The sequence below is a fragment of the Amycolatopsis sp. NBC_00438 genome (genome assembly GCF_036026695.1).
Classification (GTDB): Bacteria; Actinomycetota; Actinomycetes; order Mycobacteriales; family Pseudonocardiaceae; genus Amycolatopsis.
Genome location: NZ_CP107923.1, coordinates 4,051,530 through 4,061,626 on the forward strand (window position 1 = coordinate 4,051,530; position 10,097 = coordinate 4,061,626).

Here is a 10,097-nt window from a genome sequence, read left to right on the forward strand (position 1 = left end):
GTCACGCCATCCCGAAGTCGTTGTCGATGAGGTCGAAGAGCTCCTCGTCGGACGCCCCGGCCAGGTCGTCCGAGCCGGCGTCGTCCGGCGCGGCGCCGGGATCGGCGACGAGCGCCTGCAGGCGCGTGACGATCCGGGCGCGCGCCTCGGGTCCGGCGGACCGGAGCACCGCGGCCACGCCGTCGAGGCCGGCGAGCGCCGCGGCCGCGGTGTCCTCGCCGTCCCCGGCCAGCCGCGCCGCGGCGAACTCCGCGACCGCGGCGGGCGAGGGGTGGTCGAAGACCAGCGTGCTCGGCAGCTTGACGCCGGTGGCGGCGCTGAGCCGGTTGCGGAACTCCACCGCGATCAGCGAGTCGAAGCCGACCTCCAGGAACCCGCGGTCGTCGCGGACCGCCGCGGCGGACGGGAGCCCCAGCGCGTCCGCGGTCAGCTCCCGCACCAGGCCGAGCACGGCTTCGGCGCGCTCGGCCTGGCTCAAGGCACGCATCCGCCGCGCGAAGCCGTCCGGGTCCGGGCGGTGGACCGGGTCGGCCGCGCGGCGCCGGTGGGGTCCGGCGAGGCCGCGCAGCACCGGCGGCACCCCGGCCTCGGCCGTGCGCAGGACGGCGGTGTCGACCCGCACCGGGACGACGACGGCCTCGTCCACGGTCAGCGCCGCGTCGAACAGCTCGAGGCCCTGCTCCGACGACAGCGGGAGCAGGCCGATGCGGGCGCCGCGGGCGAGGTAGACGTCGCCGAGCCCGCCGCTCATCGCGCTCGGCTCGGCCCACAGGCCCCAGGCCAGCGCCTTCGCCGGCACGCCGTCGGCGCGCAGGCGCTGGGTGTAGGCGTCGAGGAAGGCGTTCGACGCCGCGTACCCGGCTTGCCCGGCCGTGCCGAGCAGGCCCGACGCCGACGAGAACAGCAGGAACGCCGCCAGGTCCCGGTTCTTCGTCACTTCGTGCAGCGCCAGCGCCGCGTCGAGCTTGGGCCGCAGCACCGTTTCGAGCCGGTCGGGGGTCAGGGCCGTGACGACGCCGTCGTCCAGCGCGCCCGCCGAGTGCACGACGGCGGTCAGGTCCGGCAGGCCGGCCACGACGCCGGCCAGGGCGGCCCGGTCCGCGACGTCGCACGCGTGCCAGGTGGCCTCGGTGCCCAGGTCGCCCAAGTCCGCCAGCAGCGCGGCGGCTTCCGGCGTGTCGGCCCCGCGCCGGCCGAGCAGCGCGAGCCGGGTGACGCCGTGGTGGGTGACGAGCCGCCGCGCGACCAGGCCGCCGATCAGGCCGGAGGCGCCGGTGACCAGCACCGTCCCGCCGCCCCACGCCGGGGCGGCGTCGCCGGGGGCCAGGCGGGCGAGCCGCGGGACGCGGAACTCGCCGTCCCGCACCGCCACTTGCGGTTCGCCGAGGGCGAGGGCGGCCCCGAGCGCGTCGCCGGCCGGGTCGTCCACCAGCACGAACCGGCCGGGGTGCTCGGACTGCGCGGAGCGCACCAGGCCCCAGACCGCCGCCTGGGCCGGGTCCGGCAGCTCCCCCGCCCCGGTCGCGACGGCCCCGCGGGTGTGCAGCACGAGCCGGTCGGTCCCGGCGCGGTGCTCGTCGCCGAGGAAGGCCTGCAGGAGTTCCAGCGCCCGCAGCGTGGTCCGGCGGACGGTGGTGGCCGGATCGCCGTCCTCGACGGCGAACCCGGCGACCAGATCACCACTCACTCCGGCGAACTCGTCCACTGTGGACACTTCGGTCCAAGTCGTGGCCGCACCCGGGCCGGGGACGGGCACCCAGGTGAGCCGGTGGAGCCCGTCGGCGGTGGCCGGGCGGGCGAGTTCCGGGGCCGGCCGGGTCACCAGCGCGTCGATCCGGGCGACCGGTTCACCGGTCTCGTCGGCGACGGTCACCGCGATGCCGTCACCGGCCGGGGACAGCCGGACGCGCACCCCGGTGGCCTCGGCCGCGAACCGCGTGTAGCCGGTCCACGAGAACGGCAGGCCGTCCGGGGCGCCCCGGAGCCCGGCGGCGTGCAACGCGGCGTCCAGCAACGCGGGGTGCAGGCCGAAGGACTCGGCGGGGCAGCCGTCCGGGAGGCGGACTTCGGCGTAGACGTCGTCCCCGGCCCGCCAGGCCGCCCGCAGGCCGCGGAAGGCCGGCCCGTAGCCGTAACCGCGGTCGGCGAGGTGGTCGTAGAAGCCGGTCAGGTCCACCGGGACCGCGCCGGGCGGTGGCCACTCGGCCGGTCCGGCGGCCGGCGGCTCGGCCGCCGACAGCACGCCGGTGGCGTGGCGCGTCCACTCCCCGCCCTCGGGCCGGGAGTGGACGGCGACGACCCGACGTCCGGTGTCGTCCGGTTCGCCGACCAGGACCTGCGTCTCGACGGTCCCGGTCGCGGGCAGCACCAGCGGCGCTTCGAGCGTCAGCTCTTCGACGGTCGCGCACCCCGTGCGGTCGCCCGCGGCGCTCGCCAGTTCCAGGAAACCGGTGCCGGGGAACAGGATCGTGCCGTGCACGGCGTGGTCGGCGAGCCACGGCCGGTCCGCGACACCCAGCCGCCCGGCGAAGGCGACCTCCGCCCGGCCGGCGACCGCGACGACGGCTCCCAGCAGCGGGTGCCCGGACGCCGGCGGCCCCGCGGCCGGCGCGCCCCGGTCCAGCCAGAACCGCTCGCGCTCGAACGGGTAAGTCGGCAGCGGGACGCGCCGGGCGTCGGGGAAGAACGACCGCCAGTCGACGGCGACCCCGCGGACGTGCAGGGCGGCCACCGACCCGGCGAACCGGTCCAGGCTGTCGTCACCGCGCCGCAGGGTGCCGGTGACCACGGCGTCCGCGCCACTCGCCTCGACGGTCTCCAGCACCGCCGCCAGCAGCACCGGGTGCGGGCCGACCTCGACGAACGCGGTGTGGCCGGCCTCGGCGAGCCGCTCGACGACCGACTCCAGCAGGACGGTCTGCCGCAGGTTCCGGTACCAGTAGCCGGCGTCGGTCGCGGGGCCGTCGAGCCGCTCGCCGGTGACCGTCGACCAGAACGCGATCCCGGGCACCCGCGGCCGGATCGGGGCCAGCTCGCTCAGCAGCCGGTCCCGGATCCGCTCGACGTGCGCCGAGTGCGACGCGTAGTCCACCGGCACGACCCGGGCACGAACGCCGTCGCTCTCGCAGCGCGCGACGAGTTCTTGCAAGGCTTCGGGGTCGCCCGAGACCACCACGGACGACGGCCCGTTGACCGCGGCGAGCGCGAGCCGGTCGTCCCAGCGGGCCAGCAGGTCGGCCGCCGCGGGTCCGGGCAGGGCCACCGAGACCATCCCGCCCTGGCCGGCCAGTTCGCCCAACGCCTTGCTGCGCAACGCGACCACGCGAGCGGCGTCCGAAAGGGACAGTGCGCCGGCGACGCAGGCGGCGGCGATCTCACCCTGCGAGTGCCCGACGACCGCGGCCGGCTCGACGCCGGCGGACTGCCACAGCCGGGCCAGCGAAACCATCGTCGCGAACAACGCCGGCTGCACGACGTCGACGGCGTCCAGGCCGGGTGCCCCCGGTTCGCCGAGCAGCACGCCCGTCACCGACCAGTCGACGAACTCGCCCAGCGCGGCGTCGCATTCGGCCATCCGCTTCGCGAACACCTCGGACTCGCGCAGCAGCCGCGCGCCCATCCCGGCCCACTGCCCGCCCTGGCCGGGGAAGACGAACACGGTCCGGCCCGCCGCGGTCGCGACGCCCGAGAGCACCGAGGTCGTCCGCCGTCCCGTCGCCAGCGCCTGCAGTGCCGCCCGCGGGTCCACCCCCGGCAGCACCACGGCGCGGTGGTCGAACAGCGGGCGCGCGGCCAGGGACGCGCCCAGATCCGCCCACCGGACGTCGGCACCGTCCACATGGGACAGCAGCCGCGCGGCCTGCGCGGCCAGCGCCGTCCCGGTCTTCGCGGACAGGGCCAGCGGCACGGTCGCGGGCACTGTGGCGGCGCCGGGACGCACGCGGACCGGCGCCTGTTCGAGGACGACGTGCGCGTTGGTCCCGCTCATGCCGAACGACGAGACGCCCGCCCGGCGCGGCCGGTCCCCGGCGGGCCAGTCGACCGCGCCGTCGAGCAGCCGCACCGCACCCGCCGACCAGTCCACGCGGGGTGTCGGCTCGTCCAGGTGCAGCGTGGGCGGCAGGACGCCGTGCCGCAGCGCCTCGACCATCTTGATCACGCCGGCCACCCCCGCCGCGGCCTGCGTGTGCCCGATGTTCGACTTCACCGACCCCAGCCAGAGCGGGCGATCCGCCGGCCGGTCCTGACCGTAGGTCGCCAGCAGTGCTTGCGCTTCGATCGGGTCGCCCAGGGTCGTCCCGGTGCCGTGGGCTTCGACGACGTCGACGTCCGAAGCAGCCAGTCCGGCGTTCGCCAGCGCCGCCCGGATGACGCGTTGCTGCGACGGGCCGTTGGGGGCGGTCAGGCCGTTGCTCGCGCCGTCGGAGTTCACTGCGGACCCGCGGAGCACCGCCAGCACCTCGTGCCCGTGGCGCTCGGCGTCGGAAAGCCGTTCCAGCAGCAGGACACCGGCGCCCTCGCCCCAGGCCGTGCCGTCGGCGGCCGCCGCGAACGGCTTGCACCGCCCGTCCGGCGCCAGCCCCCGCTGGCGGCCGAACTCGACGAACGCGCCGGGGTTGCTCATCACGGTCACGCCGCCGGCCAGCGCCAGCGTGGATTCCCCGCGCCGCAGCGATTCGGCGGCCAGGTGCAGTGCCACCAGCGACGACGAGCAGGACGTGTCCACCGACAGCGCCGGGCCCTCCAGGCCGAAGGTGTAGGCCACCCGCCCGGCGACGACGCTGGAGGCGATGCCGGTGAGCAGGTGCCCCGCCGCGGCGCCGGCGGCGGAGTCCCACGGCGGGCCGTAACCCTGGTGGGTCACCCCGGCGAACACGCCGGTCCGGCTGCCGCGCAGGCGGTGCGGGTCGATGCCGGCGCGTTCGACCGCCTCCCACGACGTCTCCAGCAGCACCCGCTGCTGCGGGTCCATCGCCCGGGCCTCGCGCGGGCTGATGCCGAAGAACGCGGCGTCGAACCCGGCGGCGTCGCCGAGGAACCCGCCGGAGCGGGTGTAGGTCCTGCCGGGCACGCCGGGCTCGGGGTCGTACAGCGCGGCGAGGTCCCAGCCGCGGTCTTCGGGGAAGCCCGAGACGGCGTCGCGGCCGGAGCGCACGAGGTCCCAGAACCGGTCGGGGGTGTCGGCGCCCCCGGGGAACCGGCAGGCGACGCCGATCACGGCGATCGGTTCGTCGGCTCTTTCGGGCGTGGTGGGCGTCTCGTCCGCCACGGTGCCGAGCGCCGCGCGGTGCAGCTCCGCGGCGAGCGCGGTGACGTCCGGGTGGTCGAACACGACGGTCGCGGACAGCCGCAGCCCGGTGTCACCGTTGAGCCGGTCACGCAGGTCGACGGCGGTGAGCGAGTCGAACCCCAGCTCGCGGAAGGCGCGGCCGGGGTCGACGGTGCCCGGCGCGCGGTGGCCGAGCACCGCGGCGACGTGCCGGTGGACCAGTTCGGTGACGAACGGCCGCCGGTCGGCCTCGGGCAGCTCCGCCAGCCGCGCCGCGAGCGTCGTGGTCGCTTTCGCCGCGGACTGGCGGGCTTCGGGCAGGTCCGCCAGCAACCGGCCGCGGCGGCCGGCGGTGAAGGCGGCCCAGTCGACGTCCGCGACGACGACGGCGGTGTCGCCGTGGTCGAGGGCGTGCTGCACCGCGGCCACCGCGCGCCGGGGCGGCATCGCGGCGAGACCGCGGCGGCGCAGGTGCGCTTCGACGCCTTCGCGGGTGGACATGCCGGTTTCGCCCCACGCGCCCCAGGCGATGGCCGTGGCCGGCAGACCCCGGGCGCGGCGGCGCCGCGCGAGCGCGTCGAGGTAGGCGTTCGCGGCGGCGTAGGCCGCTTGACCGTCGGCGCCCCAGACCCCGGAGACCGAGGAGAACAGCACGAAGGCGTCCAGGTCGGTGCCGGCCAGCAGCTCGTCCAGGTGCGCCGCGCCGCGGGCCTTGGCCGCGGCGACCCGGGCCAGCTCGGCGGCGTCCGTGGCGTCGACGGGGGTGAACTGCGCGACGCCGGCGGCGTGCACGACGGCGTTGGGCGGGTGCTCGGCCAGCAGCGCGGCGAGAGCGGCGCGATCGGCGACGTCGCACGCGGCGACGGTCACCCGCACGCCGAGCGCGGTCAGCTCGTCCCGCAGTGCCGGGGCGCCCGGCGCGTCGAGGCCTCGGCGGCTGGTGAGGACGAGGTGCGCCGCGCCGGTTTCGGCGAGCCAGCGGGCGACGTGCGCGCCGAGCGCGCCGGTGCCGCCGGTCACCAGCACCGTGCCGCGCGGACGCCACGGCCGTTCGGGCGCGGTGGCCGGGGCGGTCGCGCGGACCAGCCGGCGGCCGTGGACGCCGTCGCGGCGGACCGCGACCTGGTCCTCGGCATGCGTGCCGAACAGGCCGTCGCGGCCGGCTGCCGGTCGGTGCTCGCCGGCCGCCGGTCGGTGCTCGCCGGCCGCCGGTCGGTGCTCGCCGGCTGCGCCGAGCAGGGCGAGGAACCGGGGCACGGCGTCGGCGGCGACGTCGGCGAGCCGGAGATCGCGGTCCGGTGCTTCGAGGGCGGCCACCTGGCCAAGCCCCCAGATCCGGGCCTGGTCCGGGTCCGGCACCTCGCCCGGGCCGACCGCGACCGCGGATCGCGTGACCAGCCAGCAGGGCGCGTCGACGCGGAGGGCCTGGAGCGCGGTGGTGGTGAGCGCGAGCCCGGCCGGGATCCCGGGGTGCCCGGGGTGCGGCGCGGTGGCGGCGGCCAGGAGCGACAGGACCCCGGCCGGGGTCGTCTCCCCCAGGGCGGCCCGGATCCGCTCGGCGACGGCGTCGCGATCGAGGCCGGGGTCGAGCGTGACGGTGACGACGTCGAGCGCCTCGCGGATGTCGTCCACCCGGGGGTCGCCGTCGGCCGGGACGAGGACCAGCCAGGTGCCCGACGGCGGGGCGGCCGGCCGCTCCGGCAGCGTCGGCCAGGTGATCCGGTAGCGCCACGGGTCGTCGTGCGGCCGGTCGTGCTCCAGCCAGAACCGCTCCCGCTGGAAGGCGTAACCGGGCAGGTCGACGGTCCGGGCGCCGGCGAAGAACCCCGGCCAGTCGGCGTCGCGGACGTGCCCGAGGGCGGCGGCGACGGTGGTCGTTTCCGGCTCCCCCGCCCTCAGGGCCGGGACGAAGGTGAGGTCCGCGCACTCCGCGCCCATCGCCGAGAGCACGGCGTCCGGCCCCAGTTCGACGCAGGTCGTCACGCCCGCCTCGGCCAGCGCGGTGACGGCGTCGGCGAACCGGACGGTCGCGCGCACGTGCTCGACCCAGTAGCCGGGGGTGGCGAGGTCCGCCGACGGCGACACGGTCGAGACGATCGGGATCCGGGGCCGCTCGTAGGTCAGGCTCGCGACGACGGCCCGGAACTCGTCGAGCACCGGCTCCACCAGCGGCGAGTGGAAGGCGTGCGACACGCTCAGCCGCTTGGTCCGGCGGCCCTGTTCGGCGAAGTGCGCCGCGACGGCGGCGACGGCTTCCGCAGCCCCGGAGACGACCACGGACTCGGGCCCGTTGACGGCGGCGATGTCGACGACGCCGGTCAGGTCGTCGCGAACCCCGGCCCCGGCCGCTTGACCGCCGGCAATGTCAGCAGAGTTGTTGCCCGCCACACCATCCAACCGAGCACGAACCCCGACCTCGGCCACTTGACCGGCGGCGACATCAGCCGGCCCGGACCGGACCTCGACCCCGGCAGCCTGGACGGCGGCGATGTCGACGACGCCGGTCAGGTCGGCGCGAACCCCGGCCCCGGCCGCTTGACCGCCGGCAATGTCAGCAGAGTTGTTGCCCGCCACACCATCCAACCGAGCACGAACCCCGACCTCGGCCACTTGACCGGCGGCGACATCGGCCGCCCCGGACCGGACCTCGGCCCCGGCAGCCTGGACGGCGGCGATGCCAGCGGCGTTGTCGGCAGCACCGACCGACCGGACACGGCCCTCGACCCCGGCCGTCTGACCGGCGGCGACGCCCGTGAAGTCCCTGAGCCGAGCGCGGACTTCGGCCTCCGTTGCCTGGATGGCGACCATCGCGCCGGTTTCCGGGAGGGACGCCAGCAGGCGGCCGCGGGCGGCGATGAGCGTTCCGGCGTCGGCCAGCGACAGCACGCCCGCGACGTGGGCCGCCGCCACCTCGCCGATCGAGTGGCCTGCCAGCCGGTCCGGGCGGGCGCCCCATGCCTCGAACAGCCGGTAGAGCGCCACTTCCAGGGCGAAGATCGCCGGCTGGGCCAGGTCCGTGCGGGTCAGGTCCGCGCCGCCGAGCACGAGTTCGCGGTCGAGGCCCGCGGCCGCGCAGGCCTCGTCGAACGCCCGCGCGTAGACCGGGTACCGCTCGTACAGCTCGCGGCCCATCCCGGGGCGCTGGCCGCCCTGGCCGGTGAACAGGAACGCCGGTCTCCCGCCGCCCACCCGGCGTGGCCGCGCGGTTTCGAGCCCGGCGAGCAAAGCCTGCCGGTCGGCGCCCGCGACGACGATCCGGTGGTCCCGGGCCGGCCGGGTGGTCAGCAGCGAAAACCCGATGTCCGATGTGGACAGTTCCGGGCGGGCCGCCGCGAAGGCGCGCAACCGCGCGGCCTGCGCCTGCGCCGCGGCCTCGGTCGCGCCGGTCACCACCCAGGGCACCACGCCCGTGTGCGTGCCCGGCTCGTCGTCGGCCGGCGCCTGCTCCAGGACGACGTGCGCGTTCGTCCCGGAGATCCCGAACGAGGACACCCCGGCCCGGCGCGGCCGGCCCGTCTCCGGCCAGGGCACCGGCTCGGCCAGCAGGGACACCGCGCCGGCGGTCCAGTCCACCTGCGGGGTCGGCTCGTCGAGGTGCAGGGACTTCGGCAGCACGCCGTGCCGCATCGCCTCGACGAGCTTGACGATGCTCGCGATGCCCGCCGCGGCCTGGGTGTGGCCGAGGTTGGACTTCACCGAACCCAGCCACAGCGGCCGGTCGGCGGGACGGTCCTGCCCGTACGTCGCCAGCAGCGCCTGCGCCTCGATCGGGTCGCCCAGCCGCGTGCCGGTGCCGTGGGCCTCGACCGCGTCGACGTCCGATGCGGCCAGTCCGGCGGCCGCCAGCGCGGACCGGATGACCTGCTGCTGCGCCGGGCCGTTCGGGGCGGTCAGGCCGCTGCTCGCGCCGTCCTGGTTGATCGCCGAACCGCGGACGACGGCGAGCACGGGGTGGCCCAGCCGCCGGGCGTCGGACAGCCGCTCGACCAGCAGCATGCCGACACCCTCGCTCAGCGCCGTCCCGTCGGCGCCGGCGGCGAACGAGCGGCACCGCCCGTCGGCCGACAGCGCCCCCTGCCGCGCGAACTCGACGAACATCATCGGCGTCGCCAGCACGGCGACCCCGCCGGCCAGCGCGAGCGTGCATTCACCGCGGCGCAGGGATTCGCAGGCCAGGTGCAGGGCCACCAGCGACGACGAGCACGCCGTGTCGACCGTGACGGCGGGGCCGGCCAAGCCGAGGGTGTAGGAGATCCGGCCCGAGGCGACACTGCCGGAGATCCCGGTGCTGAGGTAACCCTCGAGGTCCTCCGGCGCGCGGCTCAGCCAGGAGCCGTAGTCGTGGTAGACGAGCCCGGCGAACACCCCGGTCTTGCTGCCACGCAAGGAAAGCGGGTCGATCCGGGCGTGCTCGACCGCCTCCCACGACGCCTCCAGCAGCAGCCGCTGCTGCGGGTCCATCGACAACGCCTCGCGCGGGCTGATCCCGAAGAACGCCGGGTCGAAGTCGGCGACGCCGTCGAGGAACCCGCCCGAGCGGGTGTAGGTGGTGCCGGGCCGGTCGCGGTCGGCGCTGTAAAGGGCGTCGAGGTCCCAGCCGCGGTCGGCGGGGAAGCCCGTGACCGCGTCGACGCCGTCGGCCACCACCCGCCACAGGTCCGCCGGTTCCCGGACGCCGCCGGGGAACCGGCAGCTGATCCCGACGATGGCGATCGGCTCGGCGGTCGCGGCCGTGAGCTCCCGGTTGCGGCGTTTGAGGCGCTCGTTCTCCTTCAGCGCGGCGCGGAGAGCTCCGACGATCTGCTCGGAAGAGGTGGTCATCGTCAGC

At 76.7% G+C, this 10,097-nt stretch carries 1 protein-coding gene; it reads right to left on the reverse strand.

All coding sequences use genetic code 11. The annotated features are described in order from the left end of the window. Position 1 precedes the first annotated feature (1 nt). The gene (locus OG494_RS17935; protein WP_328457124.1) at positions 2-10,090 is read right to left on the reverse strand and encodes an SDR family NAD(P)-dependent oxidoreductase; all 10,089 of its coding nucleotides are present in this window, start codon (positions 10,088-10,090) and stop codon (positions 2-4) included. Positions 10,091-10,097: the final 7 nt, after the last annotated feature.

Excerpts from the sequence above, each read along its gene's own strand:
- OG494_RS17935 (WP_328457124.1), bottom strand. The coding sequence starts at position 10,090 with ATGACCACCTCTTCCGAGCAGATCGTCGGAGCTCTCCGCGCCGCGCTG.